The sequence below is a fragment of the Halomonas rhizosphaerae genome (genome assembly GCF_030012485.1).
Taxonomy (GTDB): domain Bacteria; phylum Pseudomonadota; class Gammaproteobacteria; order Pseudomonadales; family Halomonadaceae; genus Halomonas; species Halomonas rhizosphaerae.
The window spans coordinates 224,879-248,201 of sequence record NZ_JASCQQ010000028.1 but is presented as its reverse complement, the minus strand read 5'-3'; the positions used below and the strand labels follow the sequence as shown (position 1 = coordinate 248,201).

The 23,323-nt window shown below is 68.8% G+C and carries 21 protein-coding genes; 10 read left to right on the top strand and 11 right to left on the bottom strand.

Going from position 1 to position 23,323, the window contains the following annotated elements; genetic code table 11:
- Nucleotides 1–48 precede the first annotated feature (48 nt).
- The 6 genes from fis to dsbD all read right to left on the bottom strand — a co-directional run bounded on the left by fis (nt 49) and on the right by dsbD (nt 6,478).
- A complete protein-coding gene (fis, locus tag QLQ86_RS14115; RefSeq protein WP_282736513.1) occupies nt 49–387 on the bottom strand; it encodes a DNA-binding transcriptional regulator Fis in 339 nt (112 codons plus the stop codon).
- Nucleotides 384–1,442 carry a tRNA dihydrouridine synthase DusB gene (gene dusB / locus QLQ86_RS14110; protein WP_282817383.1) on the bottom strand — a complete coding sequence of 353 codons (1,059 nt, stop codon included), beginning with the start codon at nt 1,440–1,442 and terminating at the stop codon, nt 384–386. Before dusB ends, fis begins: the two co-directional genes overlap by 4 nt.
- 62 nt (nt 1,443–1,504) lie before the next feature.
- Nucleotides 1,505–2,434 (bottom strand): 50S ribosomal protein L11 methyltransferase, encoded by a 930-nt coding sequence (gene prmA, locus QLQ86_RS14105; RefSeq protein ID WP_282817382.1) that lies wholly within the window; start codon nt 2,432–2,434, stop codon nt 1,505–1,507.
- An 87-nt stretch (nt 2,435–2,521) separates the two neighbouring features.
- Nucleotides 2,522–3,862, bottom strand: a complete 1,341-nt coding sequence (gene accC / locus QLQ86_RS14100; protein ID WP_282817381.1) for an acetyl-CoA carboxylase biotin carboxylase subunit — start codon at nt 3,860–3,862, stop codon at nt 2,522–2,524.
- 42 nt (nt 3,863–3,904) lie between these two features.
- Nucleotides 3,905–4,363: an acetyl-CoA carboxylase biotin carboxyl carrier protein gene (gene accB, locus QLQ86_RS14095; RefSeq protein WP_282736517.1), complete on the bottom strand. Its 459-nt coding sequence runs from the start codon at nt 4,361–4,363 to the stop codon at nt 3,905–3,907.
- A 207-nt stretch (nt 4,364–4,570) separates the two neighbouring features.
- Nucleotides 4,571–6,478 carry a protein-disulfide reductase DsbD gene (gene dsbD / locus QLQ86_RS14090; protein WP_282817380.1) on the bottom strand — a complete coding sequence of 636 codons (1,908 nt, stop codon included), beginning with the start codon at nt 6,476–6,478 and terminating at the stop codon, nt 4,571–4,573.
- 207 nt (nt 6,479–6,685) lie between these two features.
- On the opposite strand from dsbD, the gene QLQ86_RS14085 reads away from it, so the two are divergent.
- On the top strand, nt 6,686–8,191 hold the full coding sequence (locus tag QLQ86_RS14085; protein WP_282817379.1) for a DUF2333 family protein: 1,506 nt from the start codon (nt 6,686–6,688) through the stop codon (nt 8,189–8,191).
- Nucleotides 8,192–8,284: 93 nt separating this feature from the next.
- On the opposite strand, the gene ppa is transcribed toward QLQ86_RS14085, so the two are convergent.
- Nucleotides 8,285–8,815 (bottom strand): inorganic diphosphatase, encoded by a 531-nt coding sequence (gene ppa, locus QLQ86_RS14080; protein WP_282736520.1) that lies wholly within the window; start codon nt 8,813–8,815, stop codon nt 8,285–8,287.
- 221 nt (nt 8,816–9,036) lie between these two features.
- Between ppa and QLQ86_RS14075 the strand changes: the two genes are divergently transcribed.
- Nucleotides 9,037–10,764, top strand: a complete 1,728-nt coding sequence (locus QLQ86_RS14075; RefSeq protein ID WP_282817378.1) for a bifunctional protein-serine/threonine kinase/phosphatase — start codon at nt 9,037–9,039, stop codon at nt 10,762–10,764.
- Nucleotides 10,765–10,867: 103 nt separating this feature from the next.
- Here the strand turns inward: QLQ86_RS14075 and QLQ86_RS14070 are convergent, their stop codons facing one another.
- Entirely contained in the window at nt 10,868–12,127 is a 1,260-nt protein-coding gene (locus QLQ86_RS14070) for a 6-phosphofructokinase (RefSeq protein ID WP_282817377.1), read from the bottom strand.
- A 208-nt stretch (nt 12,128–12,335) separates the two neighbouring features.
- On the opposite strand from QLQ86_RS14070, the gene mpl reads away from it, so the two are divergent.
- The 3 genes from mpl to QLQ86_RS14055 are packed head-to-tail and all read left to right on the top strand — an operon-like array spanning nt 12,336 to nt 14,957.
- Nucleotides 12,336–13,739 (top strand): UDP-N-acetylmuramate:L-alanyl-gamma-D-glutamyl-meso-diaminopimelate ligase, encoded by a 1,404-nt coding sequence (gene mpl, locus QLQ86_RS14065; protein ID WP_282817376.1) that lies wholly within the window; start codon nt 12,336–12,338, stop codon nt 13,737–13,739.
- Nucleotides 13,720–14,337 (top strand): flavin prenyltransferase UbiX, encoded by a 618-nt coding sequence (locus tag QLQ86_RS14060; RefSeq protein ID WP_282736524.1) that lies wholly within the window; start codon nt 13,720–13,722, stop codon nt 14,335–14,337. The genes mpl and QLQ86_RS14060 overlap by 20 nt, the downstream gene beginning before the upstream one ends.
- Nucleotides 14,334–14,957: a LysE family translocator gene (locus tag QLQ86_RS14055; RefSeq protein WP_282817375.1), complete on the top strand. Its 624-nt coding sequence runs from the start codon at nt 14,334–14,336 to the stop codon at nt 14,955–14,957. Before QLQ86_RS14060 ends, QLQ86_RS14055 begins: the two co-directional genes overlap by 4 nt.
- 117 nt (nt 14,958–15,074) lie before the next feature.
- Here QLQ86_RS14055 and QLQ86_RS14050 read toward each other — a convergent pair whose 3' ends face one another.
- The 3 genes from QLQ86_RS14050 to QLQ86_RS14040 are packed head-to-tail and all read right to left on the bottom strand — an operon-like array spanning nt 15,075 to nt 18,318.
- On the bottom strand, nt 15,075–16,478 hold the full coding sequence (locus QLQ86_RS14050; protein ID WP_282817374.1) for a bifunctional DedA family/phosphatase PAP2 family protein: 1,404 nt from the start codon (nt 16,476–16,478) through the stop codon (nt 15,075–15,077).
- A gap of 42 nt (nt 16,479–16,520) precedes the next feature.
- Nucleotides 16,521–17,456 (bottom strand): diguanylate cyclase domain-containing protein, encoded by a 936-nt coding sequence (locus tag QLQ86_RS14045; protein ID WP_282817373.1) that lies wholly within the window; start codon nt 17,454–17,456, stop codon nt 16,521–16,523.
- A complete protein-coding gene (locus QLQ86_RS14040; RefSeq protein ID WP_282817372.1) occupies nt 17,449–18,318 on the bottom strand; it encodes a hypothetical protein in 870 nt (289 codons plus the stop codon). Before QLQ86_RS14040 ends, QLQ86_RS14045 begins: the two co-directional genes overlap by 8 nt.
- 97 nt (nt 18,319–18,415) lie before the next feature.
- Here QLQ86_RS14040 and QLQ86_RS14035 point away from each other — a divergent pair, with 97 nt between their 5' ends.
- The 5 genes from QLQ86_RS14035 to mrdA all read left to right on the top strand — a co-directional run bounded on the left by QLQ86_RS14035 (nt 18,416) and on the right by mrdA (nt 23,322).
- Nucleotides 18,416–19,723, top strand: coding sequence for a glutamate-5-semialdehyde dehydrogenase (locus QLQ86_RS14035; protein ID WP_282817371.1), 1,308 nt, complete (start codon nt 18,416–18,418; stop codon nt 19,721–19,723).
- A 59-nt stretch (nt 19,724–19,782) separates the two neighbouring features.
- Nucleotides 19,783–20,412 carry a nicotinate-nucleotide adenylyltransferase gene (gene nadD / locus QLQ86_RS14030; protein ID WP_282817413.1) on the top strand — a complete coding sequence of 210 codons (630 nt, stop codon included), beginning with the start codon at nt 19,783–19,785 and terminating at the stop codon, nt 20,410–20,412.
- Nucleotides 20,413–20,489: 77 nt separating this feature from the next.
- On the top strand, nt 20,490–20,858 hold the full coding sequence (gene rsfS / locus QLQ86_RS14025) for a ribosome silencing factor (protein WP_282817370.1): 369 nt from the start codon (nt 20,490–20,492) through the stop codon (nt 20,856–20,858).
- Nucleotides 20,855–21,322 (top strand): 23S rRNA (pseudouridine(1915)-N(3))-methyltransferase RlmH, encoded by a 468-nt coding sequence (gene rlmH, locus QLQ86_RS14020; RefSeq protein WP_282817369.1) that lies wholly within the window; start codon nt 20,855–20,857, stop codon nt 21,320–21,322. The genes rsfS and rlmH overlap by 4 nt, the downstream gene beginning before the upstream one ends.
- A gap of 92 nt (nt 21,323–21,414) precedes the next feature.
- Nucleotides 21,415–23,322: a penicillin-binding protein 2 gene (gene mrdA, locus QLQ86_RS14015; RefSeq protein ID WP_282736532.1), complete on the top strand. Its 1,908-nt coding sequence runs from the start codon at nt 21,415–21,417 to the stop codon at nt 23,320–23,322.
- Nucleotide 23,323: the final 1 nt, after the last annotated feature.

Here is a 23,323-nt window from a genome sequence, read left to right as displayed (position 1 = left end):
GAGGCGGGAAAGCGAAGGGAGCGCCGCAGGCTCCCTCGGTGGGAGCGGTCAGATCAGGCCATAGTGCTTGAGTTTCTTGCGCAGGGTCCCGCGGTTGAGGCCCAGCATCTCGGCGGCGCGGGTCTGGTTGCCCTGGGTATGCTCGAGGACCGAGGCGAGCAGCGGGGCCTCGACCTCGGCCATTACCATGGCGTAGAGATCGGTGACGCTGCTGCCGTCCAGGTGATCGAAGTAGCGGGTCAGCGAGGCTTCCACGGCCTCGCGCAGAGGGCGGTCGTCCTGTGGTCCCGGACGGACGTCTTCGCTCAGCACGGCGAGATCACGAGTGGCCCGGGCATCCAGCTCGGGCAGCGCGGCATTCTGGTCAAGGGATTGGCTGCTGGTCATGCGGCACAGATTCCATCCGGTGCCACGGCCCGGGCAACGCGGCGCGGCGTCGCGGCGGGGGCGTGACGAAAGAGTTCATCGATGAAGCGGCGCTGGGCCTGGCAACTCTCCAGGCTGTTGAAGGTGGCCCGCAGGGCACGCCGCCCGGCGTCGTCGAAACGTTCATCTCCGGCCAGATACCAGCCGAGATGCTTGCGCGAAATGCGCACACCCAGATGCTCGCCGTAGAAGTCATGCAGGGCTGCGAGGTGGTCGCGAAGGACCTCGGCACGCTCCTCATCCCCCGGCGGGCCAAGTCGCTGGCCATGGCGCAGGTAGTGGTCGATCTCGCGGAAGATCCAGGGATTGCCCTGGGCAGCGCGGCCGACCATCACCGCATCCGCCCCAGTATAGTCGAGGATCCGGCGTGCCTTGGCGGGAGAATCGATGTCGCCGTTGGCGAACACCGGGATGTCCACGGCGGCCTTGATGGCGGCGATGGTGTCGTACTCCGCCTCGCCGCCGTAGCGCTGCTGGCGATGGCGGCCATGCACGGCCAGGGCCCGGATGCCGGCCTCCTCGGCGATGCGCGCGACCCGCGCGCCGTTGTTGCTCTGGGCGCACCAGCCGGTACGGATCTTCAGGGTCACCGGCACGTCCACCGCGGCGACCACCGCGTCGAGAATCTCGGCCACCAGGGCTTCGTCGCGCAGCAGGGCGGAACCGGCCGCCTTGTTGCAGACCTTCTTGGCCGGACAGCCCATGTTGATGTCGATGATCTCGGCGCCCATCTCGGCATTGAGACGCGCCGCCTCGGCGAGCATCTCCGCGTCACCGCCGGCGATCTGCACGCTGCGCGGGCCCGGCTCGCCGCGGTGGTCCATGCGCAGCCGGGACTTGCGGGTATGCCACAGGCTGGGGTCCGAGGTGACCATCTCGCCCACCACCAGGCCGGCCCCGAGGCGGCGACAGAGCGTCCGGAACGGTCGGTCGGTGACCCCGGCCATGGGCGCCAGGATCACCCGGTTGGGCAGTTGGTGGCGGCCGATGCGGGGCAGGGGGCGAGAATCGGACATGGTCGGCGTCACTGGCGTCAGGGGCTGCATATCATACGCCCCCGACCGGCGTTGGTGAACCGCTACTCAAGGCGAATGCCGGCCAGGGGGCGCCGCCCGGAGAGTCGCACCCAGCCCTCGCGGATCTCCGGTTCCTCCATGACCAGCCCCTGTCCACGGTAGGCCTCGAGCACCTCCTCGGCCTGGCCCTCGAGGATGCCCGAGAGGGCCAGCCGGCCTGCCGATGCCACGCGGCCGGCGATCTCGTCGGCCAGCTCCACCAGGGGGCCAGCGAGGATGTTGGCGACCACCAGCGGGAAATCACCCGCCTCGAGCTGCTCGGGGTAGCAGAGCCGGAAGTCGGCCTCGGCCACGCCATTGCGCTCGGCGTTATCGCGGCTGGCCTGCAGCGCCTGGGGGTCGATGTCGGTACCGGTGGCCCGCCGGGCACCGAGCTTGAGGGCGGCGATGGCCAGGATGCCCGAACCGCAACCCACGTCGAGCACCTCCAGGTCCTGCAGCTCGCCGGCCACCGACAGGCCGTCGAGCCAGGCCAGACAGAGCGCCGTGGTGGGGTGGGTGCCGGTACCGAAGGCGAGTCCCGGGTCGAGAAGCAGGTTGACGGCGTCGGGCTCCGGCGGGGCGTGCCAGCTTGGCACGATCCACAGCCGTTCACCCATCCGCAGGGGGTGGAAGTCTGCCATCCACTCGCGCTCCCAGTCGCGGTCGGCCAGCAGCTCGACCTCCACCTCGGGGCAGGGTTCCTCGGGGAACTCGGCGGCCCAGGCCTGGCGCACCCGGTCGAGCATCGTCTCGATGCCCTCGAGGTCGTCGTAGAGGCCGGTGAGCACCGTCTCGTCCCACAGCGGGGTAGTGCCCCGCTCCGGCTCGAAGACCGGGTCATCGAAGGCGTCCTGCAGGGTGATGGCGGTAGCACCCTCGGCGAGCAGCAGTTCCTCGAGGAGCTCGGCGTGCTCAGGGGCGATGCGGGCCTTGAGTTGCATCCAGGGCATGGGCGGTCTCCGGTCGGGGCTTGGAGCGGCAGGGGAAACGCAAGCGGGGCGGCCGTGGCCGCCCCGCTGGCAGGAAAGACGCCGGGCTCAGAGGCCCAGCTTCTTCTCCAGGTAGTGGATATTGACGCCCCCCTGCTGGAAGTAGCCGTCACGCACCAGGTCCTTGTGCAGGTCGGTGTTGGTCTTGATGCCCTCCACCAGCAGCTCGTCCAGGGCGTTGCGCATGCGGATCAGTGCCGTCTCCCGGTCAACGCCCCAGGTGATCAGCTTGCCGATCAAGGAGTCGTAGTGGGGCGGCACGGTGTAGCCCGTGTAGACATGGGAGTCCATGCGCACGCCGAGCCCGCCGGGCGGGTGGTAGAGGGTCACCTTGCCCGGGGAAGGCATGAAGGTCCTGGCATCTTCGGCGTTGATTCGGCACTCGAAGGCGTGGCCGGCGAGCGTGACGTCCTCCTGGCGGACCGACAGCGGCAGGCCCGAGGCGATGCGCAGCTGCTCGCGGACGATGTCCACGCCGGTGACCATCTCGGTGACTGGATGCTCCACCTGGACCCGGGTGTTCATCTCGATGAAGAAGAACTGACCGTCCTCGTAGAGGAACTCGAAGGTGCCGGCGCCCCGGTAGCCGATGGTGATGCACGCCTCCCGGCACGCCTCGAGGACCTTGGCGCGGGCGGTCTCGTCGATGCCCGGCGCGGGGGCCTCCTCGATCACCTTTTGGTGGCGACGCTGCAGCGAGCAGTCGCGATCGAAGAGGTGGATGGCGTTGCCCTGGCCGTCGGCCAGTACCTGCACCTCCACGTGGCGCGGGTTCTCGAGGAACTTCTCCATGTAGACGGTGCCGTCGCCGAAGGAGGAGTAGGCCTCGGTGCGGGTGACGTTGACCGCCGAGAGCAGGTGCGCCTCGGTATGCACCACGCGCATGCCGCGCCCGCCGCCCCCGGCGGCGGCCTTGATGATCACCGGGTAGCCGATGCGCCGGGCCACGGCGAGGGTCTCCCCCTCGTCCTCCCCCAGGGGACCGTCGGAGCCGGGCACCGTCGGCACGCCGGCCTTCTTCATCGACTCGATGGCACTGACCTTGTCGCCCATCAGGCGGATGGTCTCTGCCCGGGGACCGATGAAGATGAAGCCGGAGCGCTCGACCTGCTCGGCGAAGTTGGCATTCTCGGAGAGGAAGCCGTAGCCGGGGTGGATGGCACTGGAGTCGGTGACTTCCGCGGCGCTGATCAGCGACGGGATGTTCAGATAGGAGTTCGCCGAGGAGGCCGGCCCGATGCACACGGCCTCGTCAGCCAGGCGCACGTGCATCAGCTCGCGATCGGCCGTCGAGTGGACCGCCACTGTCTTGATGCCCAGCTCCTTGCAGGCGCGCAGGATGCGCAGGGCAATCTCGCCGCGATTGGCGATGAGGACCTTGTCCAGCATGAGGAATCCGCCAGTTGGTGAATGATGAGGCCAGGTAGCGCGTCAGGCGATGACGAGCATCGGCTGGTCGAACTCGACCGGTTCGCCGTCATCGATCAGGAAGGCCTCGATCACGCCGTCCCGATCTGCCTCGATCTGGTTCATCATCTTCATCGCTTCGACGATGCAGATGGTCTCGCCCTTCTTGACGCTCGAGCCGACCTCGACGAAGGCCTTGGAGCCGGGTGCCGGCGAACGGTAGAAGGTGCCGACCATCGGCGAGTTGACGGTATGTCCCTGATAGGCCGGCGCGGCATCGGCGGCGGGCTCGGCAGCCGGGGCTGGCGCCTGGTGGGCAGACGCTGCCGGTGGCTCATAGGGCTGGGGCATGGGCGTCTGCCAGTTCGTGCCATTGGGGTGGCGGCTGATGCGAACCGACTCTTCCCCTTCCTGGATCTCGATCTCGCTGATGTTGGACTCTTCGAGCAGTTCGATCAGCTTCTTGACCTTGCGGATATCCATGACGTTGTCTCGACCGGTGGGGTTGGGGGGTGATCCGGGGCGCTGTCAACCCCGGCCAACTTGCAATAGATCGCGGCAAGATGGCGTGTCTTGAGGCATCTATTGACCATGAAAGAGCAATGAGGCCGGAGTCTGCCGAAAATCGGCAAGGATGTCCAGCCGTGCAAGAACACTGTTCGAGGCCGGCTCCCGGCGTGGCGCGGGGGGTCAGCCTTGCCGGCCCTCCAGCCAGTCCAGCACACCCTCCAGGTGGCTGGCCAGCTGTGGGGCATTCACCTCGCCCTGCACGCGGGCATCGCGCAGTTCCTTGTCGCCGTCGAAGAACAGCAGGCTGGGCGGGCCGAACAGCTGGAAGTGGTCCAGCACCTCGCGGCTGATGGCGCCGCTGTCGGTGACGTCGACGTTGATGCGCCGGAAGTTGGCCAGCTGGCCAGCCACCTCGGGTGCCGGGTAGACGTCGCGTTCCATCACCTTGCAGGAGATGCACCAGTCGGCGGTGAAGTTGACGAAGGCCGGCTGGTCGCTCTCGGCCAGCGAGGCCTGCAGGGCGTCGAGGTCCTCCACGGTGGTGACCTCCCGGGCGATGGTGGCCGCTTCTCCGGTCGCGGTGCCGGCCACCGGGTTGGCGGGTGCCAGGGGCCGCAGCGGATCCTCTCCGCCGCGGGAGGCGCCGATCACCAGGGCGATGCCCCAGACCAGCAGCATCAGCCCCGCCGCCTGCCGGACCCGCGGCCAGCCCTGGGCCTGGTTGACGGTCAGCGCCCCCATGGCCAGGGCGCTGCCGATGGCCAGGCCGGCCCACAGCAGCAGGGCGATGCTGCCCGGCAGCAGGCGCTCCACCAGCCAGATGGCGACCCCCAGCAGCAGGATGCCGAAGGCGGCCTTGACGCCGTTCATCCAGGCGCCGGAGCGGGGCAGCAGGGTGGTGCCGAAGGTGCCCACCAGCAGCAGCGGCACGCCCATGCCCAGGGCCAGCGAGAACAGCGCGGCCCCGCCCATCAGCGCATCGCCGGTGGTGGAAATGAACACCAGGGCACCGGCCAGCGGCGCCGAGACGCAGGGCGAGACCACCAGTACCGACAGCGCCCCGGCCAGGGCCAGGCCAGCGGGGCCGCTGCGCTGGGCGCGGGCCTGCCAGCCGTCGATGCGGCCGGCCAGCCTGGATGAGAAGCGCAGGTCGAAGGCGCCGAACATCGCCAGGGCGAAGAGGGTGAAGAGAACGGCGAAGGTGATCAGTACCGGGGCCGACTGCAGGCGAGCCTGGAGGTTGAGGCCCGCCCCGAACAGTCCCATCAATACCCCCACGGCGGCGTAGGTCAGCGCCATCCCGGCCACGTAGCTGGCCGAGAGGGCGAAGGCCCGGGGGCGGGTCGGGTGCTGGCCGACGATGATCGAGGAGAGGATCGGCACCATGGGCAGCACGCAGGGCGTAAAGGTCAGCCCCAGGCCGGCAAGGAAGAAGAGCCCGAGGACCAGCGGCAGGCTGGCCTCGGCCATCAGGGTGCGGAAGCGGCCATCCTCGCTCTGGGGGGCAGCGCCTGAATCACCGCCGCCGGTCGCGGCGACGTCACGGTTGGCCGCCTCGCTGGCGGCAGGCGCCGTATCACCGGGCGCATCGCTGCCGGAAGCGCCTGGGTCATCGGATGGCGTCCAGCTGGCGAAGGTGGCCGGTGCCTCGCCCTCGGGGGCGGTCAGCTCCACCCGTTCCGGTGGGTAGCAGAGGCCGGCATCGGCACAGCCCTGGAAGGTCAGGGTGATGTCCAGCGGGCCCTGGTGGCCCGGCTCGAGGGGCATCTCGAAGACCACGCTGTCATAGAAGACATTGACGTCGCCCAGGAATTCGTCGCTCTTGGCCAGCCCCGGGGGGAGCTCGGGGTCGCCCAGTTCGAGACCCTCCACGTCGGTCTCGACGGCAAACTGGTGGCGATAGAGGTAGTAGCCTTCGGCGTTCTCGAAGCCTACATGGAGGGTCTCGCCATCGTGCCAGGCGCTGGGCTGGAAGGCCTCAAGGACCGGCAGGAACGCCTCGTCGTCATCTTGGGAGAACCACTGGGCCTGGGCTCCCAGGGGCAACAGCAGCGTGATCAGCAGGGCGAGTCGCAGGACGATCGGCACAGCACTTCCTTGATTGCGGTGAACTTGGTTGGCGGCACGGCGCGAATTGGACCCCGTTTCTCGAAGCCGGGTTCCGTCCATCGGCGGCGAGGCCAAGGTCCTGCTAGGATATCGCAGTAGTAGGGGAGCTGTTGATGGCCTCCCGCCTGGAAGGCTGCGCCGTATTGTCGCGTCGCCGGAAGCTTTCATCATCAAGGGAACCTGACCATGGCGTTGACGGAAAAGGGTGGCGCCAGGCGCCGCAGTCGGACCGAGGTGCTCGAGCGTCCGGAGTATGGCTGGATCTGGAAGCCGTTGCTGGCACTGCTGGTGATCTACCTGGTGGTGTGCCTGGGGCTGGGGATCTGGTGGAGCCGCACGCCGGGAAGCTTCGACGTGGAGCAGGCCGTCACCGAGCAGCGTGGCGAGGGGGCGGGCAGCTCCGCGGCCCGCGGCGCCGTGACCACCGCCGGCCTGATGACCCTGATCGAGACCCTTCTCGAGAAGCCGGGCGGGTACCTGCGCAACGATATCGCCCCGCCCGGGCTGTGGCTCGACAACATGCCGGCCTGGGAACTGGGCGTGCTGAGCCAGGCCCGTCGGCTCTCGAGGTCGCTGCCGGCCATGGAGCAGTCGTCGGCCCCGGTACTGGAGGGCGTACAGGAGCGCCTGATGGGTGACAGCCGCGACTGGCTCTATCCTTCCACCGAGAAGCGACTGGAGCAGGCCCTTGAGGAACTGGACGGCTACCTCGATTCGCTCGGAGAGGGCGGCGGGGCCGCCTTCGGTGATCAGGGCCAGGGGCTCGCGGCCTGGCTCGAGTCGGTCACCGGGGCGCTGGACGATCTGGGGCTGCGACTCTCGGCGAGCATCGGCAGCCGCGACGAGCTGCGCGACCTGGACATCGACGCCGACGCCCTACCGGCACGAACGCCCTGGTATCGCGTCGACAACGTCTTCTTCGAGGCGCGCGGCCAGGCCTGGGCCCTGATGCACCTGCTCGAGGCGGTGCGGCGTGACCAGGCCGATGTGCTGGCCTCGGCCGGGGTCACCGAGCACTGGGAGCTGCTGGTGGCCGAACTCGAACGCAGCCAGCGTCGGCTGTGGAGCCCGGTGGTGCTGAATGGCTCGGGCTTCGGCATCTTCGCCAACCATTCGCTGGTGCTGGCCAACCACATGGTGCGTGCGAGGGACCTGGCGCGCGAGGTCACCGAGGGCCTGGCCGCGGTGACCCCCACGCCCGCCCCCACGGCCAGCGAGCCACCGGTGGTGGAGGTGGAACGCAGCGAGGATGCCGCCGAAGAAGCGCCTGCCGATGAAGGCGAGGGCGAAATGCCTGCCTCCAGCGAAGAGGAACCCCTCGAAGAGGCTGCCACCGACGAAGGCGAGGAGGCCATGGCTGCGCCGGACAACGATGACGGCACCGAAGCGCAGGCCGTTGACGAGCAGGCCGGCGATTCCGGCGAGGGTGAAATGACGTCTCCCGGTGGCGAGCAGACGCCCGCCGAAGCCGCAGAGGAGGGCAGCGACGAGGCTTCCTCCGACGATGCCACCGCGACCGGGGGTGAGCAGATGCCCGCCGAGGCGGCAGAGGACGGCAGCGACGATGCTTCCTCCGACGATGCCACCGCAACAGATGGTGAGCAGATGCCCTCCGACGCCGCAAAGGAAGGCAGCGAGGACGCCTCAGCCGACGAAGATGTCACGGCTGAGGATGGGCAGCCGGCGAACTGACGACCGTGACGCTCATGCAACGACAACGGGCCGCCCCAAGGGCAGCCCGTTGTCGTATCAGGCGGTGCTGTCCATGACCGCTGTATCCGAGGGTCAGGCCTTATCGTGGGCCGCCACGGCCTTCTCGATCGCCTTGCAGGCCGCCTCGGAGCCTTCCCAGGACTCCACCTTGACCCACTTGCCCTTCTCGAGGTCCTTGTAGTTCTCGAAGAAGTGGGCGATCTGCTGGCGCAACAACTCGGGCAGGTCGGTGACCTCCTGGACGTCGTCATAGAGGCTCGAGAGCTTGGGGTGCGGGACACACACCAGCTTGGCATCCTCGCCGGCCTCGTCGGTCATGTTGAGGATGCCCACCGGGCGGGCGCGGATCACGGCGCCGGGCTGGACCGGGTAGGGCGTCACCACCAGGGCGTCCAGGGCGTCGCCGTCGTCGGCCAGGGTGTGCGGGATGAAGCCGTAGTTGGCCGGATAGAACATCGGGGTGGCCATGAAGCGGTCGACCAGCAGGGCGCCCATGTCCTTGTCGATCTCGTACTTGATCGGCGCGTGGTTGGCCGGGATCTCGATCGCCACGTAGACGTCGTTGGGGAGGTCCTTGCCGGCGGGGATGTTGTCTAAGTTCATCGTCGCTTCCTTGGGTTGGCAAAAATAAGGCTTGGCGAAATCGGGCAGGCGCAAAATCCGCCGAATTATACGAAGCCGCGGCAGGGATTACCAATGGGCCTTAGGTGGCAGGCCTTGCCTTTGGTCGATGGGCCCGCCGGTGGGCCAGGGTGTATCATGGGTCTCCGATGGAAGGTGCCGGCCACCGGCCGGCGCATCGCGCCGACTGCGAGGAGACTGCCTTGACACCCGTGCAACTGTCACTGAGTTACGGACAGGCCTTCGTGGCGCCTGAACGGCGACGGCATCGCAGCTCGATGTCGGTGCGCTTCCCCGAGCCTCCCCTGCTCGCGGCGAAGGGCGCCTGCGCCCTGATCAGTGACTCCACCCTGCGCAACAACCTGGCCAAGCAGGCGGGGGATCTCAGCGTGAAGGGGTTTCTGACCGACTACTTCTCCACCCCCGACCACTGGGACGTCAAGACCTCGGCGACCCGTGTGTTGCGGGCGCTGAACGCCTGGTGTTTCAGCCAGAACCGCCAGATGGCGGACGGCAGCTATGTCTCCTCGCTCTCCGCCATGGTCTACCGGGGGCGCGAGGCGCACCTCTTCCATATGGGGGATACCCTGGTGTTCCGCCTGCGCGGCGCCGAGTTCGAGCAGCTTTCCCGGGACCATGTCACCGACCTGGGCGGCTACCGCTACCCCTCCCGTGCCATGGGCATGGACAGTGGCCTGGAGATCGATTATGTCAGCATGCCGCTCAAGCAGGGAGACATCTTCCTGTTCACCACCCAGGCGGTACAGGGCACCCTGATGCCCTCGGATTACGTGCGGCTGATTCGCGAGGATGCCAGCGACCTGGATGCCGCCTGCGAGCGCCTGGGCGCGGCGGCCCGTGAGCGGGCGCAGGCGCGGGGCTACGGCGGCGACCAGTTCTGCTTCCAGCTGGTACGCATCGATGGCCTGCCCGACGAGGGAACGGAAGACCAGCCCGGCCGCGTCTATGGCGACCTGCCGATTCCCCCGGAGCTCTCGCCAGGCGATCGCCTGGACGGCCTCGAGGTGCTGTCGGTGCTTTCGCGCACGGCCCAGTCGCGGGTCTATCACGTGCGCGACCTGCACAGCGGCCGCGAGATGGTGATGAAGGCGCCGAGTCCCGAGCTCTCCAGTCGCAATGCCTACCTGGAGCACTTCCTGCTGCAGCAGTGGGTGGTGGAGCGCGTCAAGTCGCCCTTCGTGGTGCGCATCATGGAGTCCTCGCGGCCGCGGCGCTTCCTCTACTACCTGATGGCCCACGTCAAGGGCGTGACCCTGGCCGAGTGGGCCCGGCGCCATCCCCAGGCCAGCCTGGAGCAGCGCCTCGACATTGCCAACCAGCTGGGCAAGGCGGTGCAGGCACTGCACCACCGCGACCTGCTGCACCAGCGAATCCATCCCGACAATATACTGATCGATTTGCATGGCCAGGTGGTGCTGGCCGATTTCAGTGCCTGCCACCTGCGTGACGTCGACGGCCACCGCCGTTCACGGGAACTGGTTCGCCAGCTCGGGCTGACCGAGCACAGCGCGCCGGAGTATGCGTTGGAGGATGACGTCGGCCGTCGCAGCGACCAGTACTCCCTGGCCTCGACCATCTACTGGCTGCTCACCGGCGAGCTGCCCTATGCGCTGGCGCCGAACCGGCTGCGCAGCCATACCGACCTGGAGCAGCTGGCCTATCGCAGTGCTCGCACCCTCAACCCGGAGGTGCCGGTGGCTCTGGACGATGCCCTGCGCCGGGCCCTGGACCCCCAGCGTGCGCTGCGCTTCCGGCGCATGTCGGAGTTCCGTCGAGCGCTGCGTCCGCCGCAGGATCCGGCCCGGGACGCGGGTGAGGGCGGCGCGCGCAAGCGGGAGCCGACCCGCTTCTGGCAGGGCGTGGCGGGCATCCTGCTGCTGCTGCTGGTGCTCTCCTGGTTGTTGCGATAAAGCGCCAAGCAGCCAAGAAAAACCTCCAGCAGAGTCGCTTGCTGGAGGGTTTCCTTTGTTGCCCTGGTGGTGCGCGAGCACCATCCTGCTCGGCGTTCGGCGCCTAGATCTTGAATTCCGGCAGCTTGCGCTCGACCCGGGCCAGCTTGAGGTGTGCCACCTTCGGCAGGCCGTTCTCGAAGGGCGGGAAGTCCTCGCCCTGTATCAGCGGCGACAGGTACTGGCGGCAGGCCTCGGTGATACCGAAGCCATCCTCGCGGATGAACTCGCGCGGCATGAACTTCTCGCGGTTGGCGACCTCGGCCAGCGGAGCCGCCTCGATGCGCCACTCGTAGGGGGTCTCGCTGACGCGCTTGATCGCCGGCATCATGGAGTTCTTGCCCTCGATGGCCAGCTCCACGGCCTTCTCGCCCACCGCGTAGGCCTGCTCGACGTCGGTCTTCGAGGCCAGGTGGCGAGCGGCCCGCTGGAGGTAGTCGGCCACGGCCCAGTGGTACTTGTAGCCCAGGTCCTGCTTGACCATGCCGGCCAGGGTCGGCGCCACGCCGCCGAGCTGGCGGTGGCCGAAGGCGTCGGTGTTGCCGGAGTCGGCGAGGAAGGTGCCGTCCTCGTAGCGCGCGCCCTCGGAGACCACGATCACGCAGTAGCCGTATTTCTTGACCGATTCCTCCACCCGGGCCATCACCCTGGCGCGGTTGAAGTGCACCTCCGGAAAGATCACCAGGTGAGGGGGGTCGCCCTCGCCCTGGCCGGCCAGGGCGCCGGCGGCGGCGATCCACCCGGCGTGGCGGCCCATCACCTCGAGCACGAACACCTTGGTGGAGGTGGCGCACATCGAGGCGATGTCCAGCGAGGCCTCGAGGGTGGAAGTGGCGATGTACTTGGCCACGCTGCCGAAGCCCGGGGAGTTGTCGGTGATCGGCAGGTCGTTGTCCACGGTCTTGGGCACATGGATGGCCGTCAGCGGATAGCCCAGCTTCTCGGAGAGTTGCGAGACCTTGAGGCAGGTGTCGGCACTGTCGCCGCCGCCGTTGTAGAAGAAGTAGCGGATGTCGTGGGCCTTGAAGACCTCGATCAGCCGTTCGTACTGGGCACGGTGGGACTCGATGTCCTTGAGCTTGTAGCGGCAGGAGCCGAAGGCGCCCCCCGGGGTGTGGCGCAGGGCGGCGATGGTCTCGTCCGTCTCCTGGCTGACGTCGATCAGGTCCTCGGTGAGGGCGCCGATGATGCCGTTGTGCCCGGCATAGACCTTGCCGATCCGGTCCGGGTGGCGGCGGCAGGCTTCGATCACGCCGCAGGCGCTGGCGTTGATCACGGCGGTGACGCCGCCGGACTGGGCGTAGAAGGCGTTGTGCTGGGCCATGGGGCTTACCTGTTCCTGGTCACGTCAAGGGTTTCGAAAGCCCGTGAGTCTAGCCGAAAGTGGCAATGGCTGCACCTGCGTGCCCGCCGATCTCAAGTCGCCTTGGGCCTCGCGGGCGACGGTGGCGGCTGGAGCGCGCCGAGGGGGCCATGCTAGTCTCGCGCAGGTCGTGCCGCGGCCAGCGGCGCAATGAGTTCCCGGAGAGCGCATGCACCTTCATATCCTCGGAATCTGCGGTACCTTCATGGGCAGCCTGGCGCTGCTCGCCCGCGAACTGGGCCTCACCGTCAGCGGCTCCGACGCCAACGTCTATCCGCCGATGAGCACCCAGCTCGAGGAGGCCGGCATCGCGCTGTGCGAGGGGTACTCGGCGGACAACCTCTGGCCGCGACCGGACCGGGTGGTGATCGGCAATGCCCTCTCGCGCGGCAATCCCGAGGTCGAAGCGGTCCTGGACCTGGGGCTGGCCTACGTCTCAGGCCCCGAGTGGCTCGCCGAGCAGGTGCTGCCGGGGCGTCGGGTGATCGCCGTGGCTGGCACCCACGGCAAGACCACCACGGCGAGCCTGCTGGCCTGGCTGCTGGAGTCCGGCGGCCAGGCGCCGGGCTTCCTGATCGGTGGGGTGCCGCGCAACTTCGGCGTGTCGGCCCGGCTCGGCGCCCAGGATGCCCCCTTCGTGGTGGAGGCCGACGAGTACGACACGGCCTTCTTCGACAAGCGCTCCAAGTTCGTCCACTACCGGCCCGAGATCGCCATCCTGGGCAACCTGGAGTTCGATCACGCCGACATCTTCGAGGACCTGGGCGCCATCGAGCGACAGTTCCACCATCTGGTGCGTACCGTCCCGGGACGGGGCCGCCTGCTGGTGGCCGATGGTGAGCCGGCCCTGGACCGGGTACTGGAGATGGGGGCCTGGACCCCGGTGGAGCGCTTCGGCACCCAGGCCACAAGTCCCTGGCGGCTGGAGCTCGAGCGCGAGGATGCCTCGCGCTTCCGAGTGATCCATGAGCGCCACGATGGCGGCGCCGAGGTGAACGAGGACGCGGTGGTCGACTGGGCACTGACCGGTGCCCACAACGCCCGCAACGCCCTGGCCGCCCTGGCGGCAGCGAGTGCCTGCGGGGTCGACCTGCCGCGCGGCGCCGCGGCGCTGTCGCGCTTCGCGACGCCGCGGCGTCGCCAGGAACTGCGTGGGGAGGTGGCCAATATTCAGGTGATCGACGACTTCGCCCATCATCCCACGGCGATCGCTGCCACCCTGGAGGGGCTGCGGGCCGCGACGCCGCGTGGGCGCCTGCTGGCGGTCATCGAGCCGCGCTCCAACACCATGCGGCTGGGCTCCCTGCGCGACCGGCTGGCGGCAAGCGTCGCCGCCGCCGATGCCGCCTTCTGGTTCGAGCCGCCGGGACTCGACTGGTCGCTGTCGCCGGTGCTCGAGGCGAGCCCGGTGCCGGCCCGGCTGCTCGCCGACCTCGACGCCCTGGTGAAGGCGCTGGTCGCCGAGGCACGACCGCTGGACCGCATCGTGGTGATGTCCAACGGTGGCTTCGGCGGTATCCACGAGAAGCTGCTGGCGGCGCTGGAGGTGGCCCATGCCGACGGAACTGCGTGACCCGGTCACGGTGGCCCTGACCGGCGCTTCCGGGGCCCAGTACGGCCTGCGGCTGATCGAGGCGCTGGTGGCGGCCGACCATCAGGTGTGGGTGATGATTTCCAAGGCCGCCCACCTGGTGATCGCCACCGAGACCGACCGCGAACTGCCGGCGCGTCCCGCCCGACTGGCCGAGGTCCTCACCGAACGCAGCGGGGCGGTGCCCGGCCAGATCCGCTGCTTTGGCCGCGAGGACTGGATGGCGCCGGTCGCCTCGGGGTCCGGGGCACCCTCGGCCATGGTGATCTGCCCCTGCAGCACCGGGACCCTCTCGGCGGTGGCCACCGGGGCCAGCAACAACCTGATCGAGCGCGCCGCCGACGTGGCGCTCAAGGAGCGACGCACGCTGATCCTGGTGCCCCGCGAGACCCCCTTCTCGGCGATCCACCTGGAGCACATGCTCGCCCTGACTCGCATGGGGGCGGTGATCCTGCCCGCCGCGCCGGGGTTCTATCACCAGCCGGCGTCGGTCGACGACCTGGTCGACTTCATCGTGGCGCGGATTCTCAACCAGCTGGGGGTCGCGCATCGCCTGATGCCCCGCTGGGGCGAGGCATGATCAACCTTTCGCTGCTGTCGGTGTTCGTGCCGACCTTCCTGCTGGTCTCGCTCACCCCCGGCATGTGCATGACCCTGGCCATGGTGCTGGGCATGACCCAGGGCGTGCGGCGTACCCTGTGGATGATGGCCGGCGAGCTGGTGGGCGTTGGCCTGGTGGCCTTCGCCGCCGGTGCCGGCGTGGCGGCGCTGATGCTGCGCCAGCCCGAGCTCTTCGCGCTGTTCAAATGGCTGGGTGGCGCCTATCTCGGTTACCTGGGCGTGATGATGTGGCGCTCTAGGGGGCGCATGGCCATACCCCTGCAACTGGAAGCGGGGCCCCCCGCCGCCCGTGGCCAGCTGGCCCTGCAGGGGCTGGTCACCGCGGTGGCCAATCCCAAGGGGTGGGCCTTCTTCATGGCCCTGCTGCCGCCCTTCCTGGACGCCTCCCGTCCACTGGTCCTCCAGCTCGTGGTGCTGATCGCGGTAATCCTCTCCATCGAATTCCTCTGCCTGCTGCTCTATGCCACCGGCGGACGCACCCTGCGCCGGCTGCTCGGCGAGAGCGGCAACGTGCGGCTGCTCAATCGCCTCGCCGGGACGCTGATGGTCGGCGTGGGGCTCTGGCTGGCGCTGGGCTGACCCGGCTGCGCCGGGCCAGGAGCTTGAAGCTGGAAGAGCGTCGCTTCGCGACTGGAAGCTTGAAGAAAACCCCTGACGCCAGCGTCTGTGGAATCATGCTGCCTTCCAGCTTCCAGCTTAGACCGCCGGCAACCAGGCGATCCGGGCCGCGATCAGCACCAGCGAGGCAACACCCAGCAGGTGCCAGGGACAGGGGCCGAGGCGCGGACGGGGATGTCGCTGCCAGGCCAGCTGCACCAGGGCGCAGACCACCAGGCCGAGCAGGGCACCGCCGATCAGGTCGCTGAGCCAGTGCACGCCGATCAGCAGGCGGGACAGGGCCATCGGCAGGATCACGGCAATGGCGGCCCAGTACGCCAGGAAGCGCCTGCCATGGGGCAGTTCCCGGGTGGCGAAGGCCGCGGCCATGCCGAACAGCACCACGGCGGTCGAGGTGTGGGTGCTGGGGTAGGAGAGGGAATCGGCCAGGTCGGCCGGCGTGTCGGGCCGCGCCCGACCGATGGTCGCCTTGATCAGGGTGTTGAGCAGCGCGACGCCAACGAGCCCGCCGGTGATGTGCCAGAAGGCCGGCAGCTGGCGTCGCCACAGCAGCCAGACCGCCCAGGGCAGGGTGAAGGCGAGCACGCCCAGCAGGTCGCTGGCCTTGGCCATCCCCCCCCCGAAGGTGGCCAGGCCCGGCAGCGCGAGTCTCTCCAGCAGGCCCGCGAGACGCAGATCCATGGCCAACGGACCCTCGTGGTGGATCACCACCAGGGTCCAGGCGGAGAGGGCCGCCAGCGAGAGGATCAGCAGCAGCCAGGAGGCCAGCGGTGGCTCCTCCTCATGGGGCGGTGCGAGCAGCTGCCAGAGGCGCCGGCCCAGGGGGGTTCGCCCCGAGGCCCAGGCGAGGCCGCGGTAGGCGAGCCCGTCGCGGGTCACCAGGTGGCGGCACCAGGAGAACACCACGGCGAGAATGACCACCAGCACGCCCAGGGCGACCAGCCAGGGATTGAGCCCCTCGGGCAGGTCCAGCAGCTGCTGCCAGGTCCGTCCCAGCAGGTAACCCGGCAGCACATAGGCCGGTGCCCAGAGTAGTGCCGAGCCCAGGTTGGCCCAGGTGAAGGTGCGGGGCGACATCCTCAGCATGCCGGCGATCAGTGGCACCACGGGCCTCACCGGGCCCACGAAACGGCCAAGGAAGACCGACAGCGTGCCGTGGCGCTGAAAGAAGCGGGCGCCCCGCGCCAGCCATTCGGGATGTCGTGACAGCGGCCACAGCACGGTCACCCGCTCGCGCTGGGTGTAGCCGAGCAGAAAGCTCAGGCCGTCGCCGGCCACCGCACCGAGGAAGGCGGCGCCGAGCACCGGGCCCAGGGCCAGGTCCTGGTGTCCGGCCAGGGAAGTGGCGGCGGTCATCAGGACCACGCCCGGTACCAGCAGCCCCACCAGTGCCAGGGATTCGACCAGGGCGATGGCGGCGATGATCAGCAGCAGCAGCCCCGGCGAGGGCGCCAGCTGGAAGAGGGTATCGGCGATGCTCAAGGGGTGCTCCGTTGCCGTGCCGGGTACTGGCGGAGGGGCGAATCAACCATCGGCCAGCGACTGGCTGACGACCTGCAAGCGTTGCTCGAATCGTTGCCAGGACTCTCCCGGGCGCGGCCGGCAGAGGCGCAGTCGTGCCTCCATCGGACCGGTCTCCATCAGGGTGGTCTGCTCGAAAGCCTGGCCGAGTCTCTGCTGCACCAGCAGGGCGCCGCTCTCGGTGGTGTCCGGCAGTACCAGCCAGAAATCCGCCGGCCCCTCCCTTCCCAGGATGTCATGGTCGCGACAGCGGCTGGTGACGGCCTGGCAGAGGCAGTCCAGCAGGGCCTGTCGCGCCTGGGATCCGAACTGTTCCTCCGCCATCTCCAGCTGCGGCAGGTGGATCAGCATCACTGCCAGCGGCTGCCCGAGCAGTGTGGCGCGGTCGGCCTCGCTGGCCAGTCTCTCGTGCAGCGTCGCGCGCCCCACCGCCGGGCATTCGGGGTCGCGAGGGTCGGTGGCCCGCAGCAAGGCATGCTGGCGGACCTGCTCCCAGGGCACCAGGGCCGCCACGACCACCAGCGTCAGATAGCCCAGCAGCATGTTCCGGTCGAGCTCGCCATTGCCGAGCAGGGCCAGCCAGACTGGCGTCAGCGCCACGTTGAGCAGCATCGCCGGGCCGAGCGGTAGCAGCAGCAGGGTGAGGACCGGCGGCACTCCGATCCAGAGCGACGGCAGCCCCGACTGTCGAGGCAGTTCCACGGCGATCAGCAGGTAGCCGCAGATCAGCACCAGATAGGCGGCCAGACGCGTGTGATCCTCGCGCGTCACGCTCAGCAGGGTGGCCACCAGCATCAGCAGGAAGAGGGCTGCGGGAAGGGGTAGACGCTCGTACTCGCCCATCAGGTAGAGCCACAGGGCCATGCCCAGCAGCAGCAACGCGCCGCTGGCGTACCATGCCGCGAACAGTCTCAGGAATCGGACTCGGCGTTCAGGCATCGGCCGCATCCCCATCGACCTGGAGTCCGGGTGCCTGTCGGGCCAGGGCCTGTCGTTCGTCCGCAAGTGATGACAGGCCGGTCAGAGCGATCGCCCGGGCCGGGCCCCTTGCATCCAGATGGCGCCAAAGCCCCTCGCGACGCTCCTTGGCCTCGCGATGGTTGCGGCTGGTCAGGATCACGGCCAGGGTTCGCGGGTCGAGGCGGTAGCAGGGCTCGAAACTGTGCGTCAGCCGGCAGAGCCGGTGGGCCAGTGACCAGCAGTGGTGTCGCGGGGTATGCAGCAGCAGCAGCTCGGCATGCACGCCCTCGCGACGGCTGCGGGCTCGCTCGAGGGCGAGGTCCTGGGCCAGCCTGGCGCCGGGCCAGAGCGGCAGGCCGGGAACCAGTCGGGCCCGGCGCAGGGTGCTCTGACGCAGCGCGCGAAGGTCCAGGGCCCTGGACAGCCCCAACAGCATTAGGGCCGCCAGCAGAAGGCCTGCCAGGGCCCACTGCTCGAGCCCCAACAGCTCGCGCAGTGGCCACCAGGTGGCCACTGCCAGCAGGGCCTCGAGCAGCAGGATCCAGTGGGGCTGGGGGAGCATCAGCAGCACCGCCCAGGCCCACAGCCAGGTGACGTGCCGCTCGGGGTTCACCCACAGCAGAGCGGCCAGCAGCAGGGCGGGCAGCAGCTGCCAGGGCACCGTGGCGGGACGGCGATGGTTGAAGGCGAGCAGTAGCGCGGTAACGGCCAGCCAGGACGCGGCCAGCCACAGCAGCAGGGCCTCGGTCAGGGTCGTCGTGGCCATGGCCAGCAGGGCCAGCAGCGCCGCCGCGACCAGCAGGTTGCCGCGCAGCAGTCCGACTTTGTACTTGGTCTGCATGGTGGCTTAGTATGAATCCCTTCCCGGTTTACGGCACAGTATAACGCCGGCATCGCCCTTGTCGCGGCGTTGCCGGCCCCAGGAGACACGCAACGGCATGACAGCTCAAGCCTCCCGCTCGGACCACGACGCCACTATCCCCGATATCGGCGATGTCGACGCCTACATGCAGCGCCTGGGGCAGGGCGCCCGCGAAGCAGCCACCCGGATGCGCCGCGTCGACACCGCGGCCAAGAACGCCGCCCTGCTGGCCATGGCCGAGCATCTCGAGCGGGCTCGGGGCGAGGTGCTGGCCGCCAACGCCCGCGACCTCGCCCGGGGACGCGAGGGCGGCCTGGAGGCGGCCCTGCTCGACCGACTGGCGCTTGACGACACGCGTCTCGATGCCATGATCGACGGACTCGCTCAGGTCGCCGCCCTCCCGGATCCGGTCGGCGAGATCGACGGCCTGCGCTCGCGGCCCAGCGGCATCCAGGTGGGACAGATGCGCGTGCCGCTCGGGGTGATCGGCATCATCTACGAGTCGCGTCCCAACGTCACCCTGGAGGCGGCGAGCCTGTGTCTCAAGTCGGGCAACGCGGCCATCCTGCGGGGCGGGTCCGAGGCGCGCGACTCCAACGCCGCCATCGCTGCCTGCATCCGCGCCGGGCTGGAACGGGCAGGCCTTCCCGAGGGGGCCGTCCAGGTGGTGGCGACCACCGACCGGGCCGCCGTGGGTCGCCTGATCAGCATGCCGGAGTACGTCGACGTGATCATCCCGCGTGGTGGCAAGTCGTTGATCGAGCGCATCACCCGAGAGGCACGGGTACCGGTGATCAAGCACCTCGATGGCGTCTGCCACGTCTACATCGATGCCAGCGCTGATCTCGACAAGGCCCTGGCCATTGCGGTCAATGCCAAGACCCACCGCTATGGCACCTGCAACACCATGGAGACCCTGCTGGTCGATGCGCCGGTGGCCGAGACCCTGCTGCCGACGCTGGCGCGCGCCTACGGCGAGCATGGCGTCGAGCTGCGCGGCTGCGAGCGGACCCGGGCGATCCTCGGCGATCTCGCCGAGGCCAGCGAGGCGGACTGGCAGGCGGAGTACCTGGCCCCGGTACTGGCCATCCGCGTGGTCGACGGCATCGATGCCGCGATGGCGCATATCGAGCGCTATGGCTCGCGCCATACCGACGCCATCGTCACCGAGCACTATGGCCTGGCGCGACGCTTTCTCGCCGAGGTGGACTCCAGCTCGGTGATGGTCAACGCCTCGACCCGCTTTGCCGACGGCTTCGAGTACGGGCTGGGCGCCGAGATCGGCATCTCCACCGATCGCCTGCACGCCCGGGGGCCCGTGGGGCTCGAGGGGCTGACCACCCGCAAGTACGTGGTACTCGGCGACGGCCAGGTGCGTCAGTGAGTCAACCGGGCCTGCCCGTCAGGGCCGACCGCGACCCGCCATCACCGCCCCGGATCGCCATGCTCGGCGGCACCTTCGATCCGGTGCATCTGGGCCACCTGCGCAGCGCCGTGGAGCTTCGCGAGGCGCTGGCCCTGGATCGCGTGCACATGGTGCCCGCCGCCATGCCGCCACTGCGGGGCGAACCCCGGGTCTCGCCCGCCGAGCGCCTCGCCCTGTTGCGTCTGGGGATCGGCGATACGCCGGGCCTGGTCGCCGACCCCCGGGAGCTCGAGCGTGACGGAACTTCCTACAGTGCCGACACCCTCGCCTCGCTTCGCCGGGAATTCGGTAGTGAGGCGCGCCTGGTGATGGCGCTGGGCCACGATGCCTTCCTGCGGCTGGCCGACTGGCATGAGCCAGAGCGGCTCTTCGAGCTGGCCCATGTGGTGGTGATCGATCGACCGGACCACCGGGCCACGCTGCCCGAGCCGCTGGTGGATCTGCTGGCCGGACGCGAGGTCGAGGAAAGCGAGACGCTCATGGCCCGGCCCGCCGGAAGGCTGCTGCGCCTCAGGCTGCCGTCGCGCATGGCGATCTCGGCCACCGAGGTGCGTCGGCGCCTGGCGGCGGGCCTCAGCGTGCGCTATCTGCTGCCGGAGGCGGTGGAGGTGCAACTCCTGTCACGGGGCCTCTATCGGCACCGCTGAGTGCTGCCCAGGCGGTCGCCAAGTCGGTACAATGGGGCCGAGGATTTCCCGCTGATGAAGGGCTGACACGAAGGGCTATGCATATCGACGCACTCAAGACTCTGGTGATCGACGCACTGGAGGACCTCAAGGCTCAGGACATTGCCGTCCTGGATGTCTCACGACTGACCAGCGTGACCGACCTGATGGTGGTGGCCAGTGGCACCTCCAGCCGCCATGTGGCGGCACTGGCCGACAACGTGGTCCAGGCCGCCAAGGAGCAGGGCATCCCGCCGCTGGGTGTCGAGGGCGAGAATGGCGCCGACTGGGTGCTGGTCGACCTGGGCAACCTGGTGGTGCACGTGATGCTCCCCGAGACACGGCAGCTCTACGACCTGGAGAGACTCTGGGCCGACCTGCCAAGCGATACGGACTCCCGTGTCGAGGAAGGGGTTCACGGTTCATGAGGATCCGCCTGCTGGCGGTGGGCACGCGCATGCCCGACTGGGTGTCGCGCGGTGTCGAGGAGTATCGCAAACGCCTGCCCAGGGACTTCACCCTGGAGGTGGAGGAGATCGCCCCGGGGCAGCGCGGCAAGAATGCCGATCTGGCGCGAGCCATGGAGACGGAAGCCGAGCGGATCCGTGGTCGCCTCAAGGGCGGGGAGCATCTCGTCGCCCTGGAGGTGGGGGGCAAGGCCTGGAGCACCGAGCAACTGACTCGGGAGGCCGACTCCTGGCGCCTCGAGGGGCGTGACGTGGTGCTGCTGGTGGGTGGCCCGGATGGCCTGGAGCCGTCGCTCTCGGCGAGTGCCGACCAGCACTGGTCGTTGTCGCCATTGACGCTGCCCCATCCGCTGGTGCGCATCCTTCTCGCCGAGCAGTTGTATCGCGCCTGGACCCTGCTGGTCGGCCATCCCTATCACCGCTGAAGCCCGTTTCCGCTCTGTCACCGCTGAAGGCTGTTTGTACCCATGACCGCTGAAGGCTCTTCTGCTCAACCATTCCGAGGTCATCACCGAGCATGCGTCGGCGCCGCGAAACCCTGAAGAACCCGGAACAGGAGCTGCGTGTCTTCCGCATGCGCTCACTGCTGGCCGTGCTGGTGGTGGTGTGCCTGACCGGGCTGCTGGGCGGACGGCTGTTCTACCTTCAGGTGGTGCAGCATGAGGTCTACAGCACGCGCTCCGAGAAGAACCGCGTGCGGGTGGAGCCGCTGCCACCCACTCGTGGGCTGATCTACGACCGCAACGGCGTGCTGCTGGCCGAGAACCGCCCCACCTACAATCTCACCCTGGTGCGAGAACGGGTCGAAGACCTCGATGCCACACTGTCGCTGCTGGTCAACCTGCTGGAGATCCCCGAGGAGGAGGTCGAGGCCTTCCGGGTGCGGTCCCGCCAGCGCCAGCGTCCCTTCCAGCCGGCGTTGCTGATGAGCGACCTCGATGAGGAACAGATCGCCCGACTGGCGGTCAATCGTCATCGCCTGCCCGGCGTCGAGGTCCAGGCCCAGTTGTTGCGCTACTATCCCGACGCCGAGACCATGGTGCACGCGCTGGGCTATGTGGGGCGGATCAACGCCGAGGAGCTCGCGGGTCTGGATTCAGGCAACTATGCCGGTACCCACTTCATCGGCAAGACGGGAGTGGAGCGCTTCTACGAGGACGCGCTGCACGGTCAGGCGGGGTTGCGCAAGGTGGAGACCAATGCCCGCGGCCGAGTGCTGCGTGAGCTCGGTCACACCGACCCGGTACCGGGCCAGGACCTGACCCTGACGCTGGACAGCGAGCTGCAGAAGCTCGCCGTGGAGCTGCTCGACGGCCGACGCGGGTCCATCGTGGCCATCGCCCCGGGGAGTGGCGAGATCCTCGCCCTGGCCTCGGTGCCGGGGTTCGACAGCAACCAGTTCGTCACCGGCATCGACGTCGCCTCCTACCGGGCGCTCCAGGAGGACCTGGACCTGCCGCTCTACAACCGGGCGATTCGCGGCCATTACCCGCCGGGTTCCACCATCAAGCCCTTCCTGGCCCTGGCGGGACTGGCCGAGGGCAAGATCACCCCCGACACCACCATCCGCGACCCCGGCTACTTCCAACTGCCCAACGACTCCCGGCGCTACCGCAACTGGCTGCGCTGGGGGCATGGTCGCGTCGACCTGGAGCGGGCCATCGCCGTCTCCAACAACACCTATTTCTACTCCCTGGCCCATGACCTGGGCATCGATCGCATCCATGAGAACATGTCGGCCTTCGGCTTCGGTCAGCGAGTCGCCCATGACGTCCAGGGCGAGAGTGATGCCCTGATGCCCTCACGTGACTGGAAGCGTGGGCGCTTCAACCAGCCCTGGTACCCCGGCGAGACCCTCTCGGTGGGCATCGGCCAGGGCTACTGGCAGCTCACCCCGCTGCAGCTGGCCACCGCCACGGCGGTGCTGGCCAACCGCGGCCAGTGGGTCAAGCCCCGCCTGGCTCAGCGGATCGGCGAGGAAGAAGTGCCCGTCGACCTGCCGGACACCCCGGCCGACATCACGCTCGGCAATGAGGGGTGGTGGGACCGAGTCTTCTCCGGCATGGAAAAGGTGGTCTCGGGCAATGAGGGGACCGCGCGGCGCATCGGCAAGGACCTGGACTATCGGATGGCGGGCAAGTCCGGTACCGCCCAGGTGTTCTCCCTGGGCCAGGACCAGAAGTACAACGCCGACGAGCTCAAGGAGCGGCTGCGCGACCATGCCTTGTTCATGGCCTTCGCGCCGGTGGAGGACCCGCAGATCGCCGTGGCGGTGATCGTCGAGAACGCCGGGGGGGGCAGTACCCATGCCGCTCACCTGGCCAAGGCAATGACCGATGCCTGGCTGCTCGAGGACGAGGCCCCGGATACCGAGGAGGTGCGTGAGGTGCTCGAGCGCGAAGATGGCCGGGTGGCAGGAAATTGAC

Excerpts from the sequence above, each read along its gene's own strand:
- mpl (WP_282817376.1), top strand. The coding sequence starts at position 12,336 with ATGCACCTTCATATCCTCGGAATCTGCGGTACCTTCATGGGCAGCCTG.
- QLQ86_RS14060 (WP_282736524.1), top strand. The coding sequence starts at position 13,720 with ATGCCGACGGAACTGCGTGACCCGGTCACGGTGGCCCTGACCGGCGCT.
- QLQ86_RS14055 (WP_282817375.1), top strand. The coding sequence starts at position 14,334 with ATGATCAACCTTTCGCTGCTGTCGGTGTTCGTGCCGACCTTCCTGCTG.
- rsfS (WP_282817370.1), top strand. The coding sequence starts at position 20,490 with ATGCATATCGACGCACTCAAGACTCTGGTGATCGACGCACTGGAGGAC.
- nadD (WP_282817413.1), top strand. The coding sequence starts at position 19,783 with ATGCTCGGCGGCACCTTCGATCCGGTGCATCTGGGCCACCTGCGCAGC.
- rlmH (WP_282817369.1), top strand. The coding sequence starts at position 20,855 with ATGAGGATCCGCCTGCTGGCGGTGGGCACGCGCATGCCCGACTGGGTG.
- accC (WP_282817381.1), bottom strand. The coding sequence starts at position 3,862 with ATGCTGGACAAGGTCCTCATCGCCAATCGCGGCGAGATTGCCCTGCGC.
- dusB (WP_282817383.1), bottom strand. The coding sequence starts at position 1,442 with ATGTCCGATTCTCGCCCCCTGCCCCGCATCGGCCGCCACCAACTGCCC.
- QLQ86_RS14040 (WP_282817372.1), bottom strand. The coding sequence starts at position 18,318 with ATGCAGACCAAGTACAAAGTCGGACTGCTGCGCGGCAACCTGCTGGTC.
- accB (WP_282736517.1), bottom strand. The coding sequence starts at position 4,363 with ATGGATATCCGCAAGGTCAAGAAGCTGATCGAACTGCTCGAAGAGTCC.
- QLQ86_RS14035 (WP_282817371.1), top strand. The coding sequence starts at position 18,416 with ATGACAGCTCAAGCCTCCCGCTCGGACCACGACGCCACTATCCCCGAT.
- fis (WP_282736513.1), bottom strand. The coding sequence starts at position 387 with ATGACCAGCAGCCAATCCCTTGACCAGAATGCCGCGCTGCCCGAGCTG.
- QLQ86_RS14045 (WP_282817373.1), bottom strand. The coding sequence starts at position 17,456 with ATGCCTGAACGCCGAGTCCGATTCCTGAGACTGTTCGCGGCATGGTAC.
- prmA (WP_282817382.1), bottom strand. The coding sequence starts at position 2,434 with ATGCCCTGGATGCAACTCAAGGCCCGCATCGCCCCTGAGCACGCCGAG.
- mrdA (WP_282736532.1), top strand. The coding sequence starts at position 21,415 with ATGCGTCGGCGCCGCGAAACCCTGAAGAACCCGGAACAGGAGCTGCGT.
- QLQ86_RS14070 (WP_282817377.1), bottom strand. The coding sequence starts at position 12,127 with ATGGCCCAGCACAACGCCTTCTACGCCCAGTCCGGCGGCGTCACCGCC.
- QLQ86_RS14085 (WP_282817379.1), top strand. The coding sequence starts at position 6,686 with ATGGCGTTGACGGAAAAGGGTGGCGCCAGGCGCCGCAGTCGGACCGAG.
- ppa (WP_282736520.1), bottom strand. The coding sequence starts at position 8,815 with ATGAACTTAGACAACATCCCCGCCGGCAAGGACCTCCCCAACGACGTC.